We start from the raw sequence: 232 nt of genomic DNA on the forward strand, positions 1-232 counted from the left end.
GGTAACAGCGCGCCTGGACGGCCCGGACGCACCGCTCAGTGGCGTATTGCTGAGCCAGCGCCCGCCGCGCCTGGAGTGCAACCCCGACACCCCTTACCAGATACGCGTCGATGGCGGCCAGCATGGCGGCGTTGGCGAGTTGCGCTACCTCGCCAGCAGCGACCGTTCGGCCCGGCCCATTCCCTACCGCGTTTACCGCGACGCGGCTTGGCGCGAGCCGCTGGTAGTCGGC

1 protein-coding gene is annotated in these 232 nt (G+C 70.7%); it reads left to right on the forward strand.

All coding sequences use genetic code 11. The features are described 5' to 3' along the window. Nucleotides 1–232, forward strand: a 232-nt coding sequence (locus SB765_RS34195; RefSeq protein ID WP_410933098.1) for a spore coat protein U domain-containing protein, incomplete at both ends; no start/stop codon positions are given.

This window comes from Pseudomonas sp. SIMBA_067, assembly GCF_046534675.1.
GTDB lineage: Bacteria > Pseudomonadota > Gammaproteobacteria > Pseudomonadales > Pseudomonadaceae > Aquipseudomonas > Aquipseudomonas putida.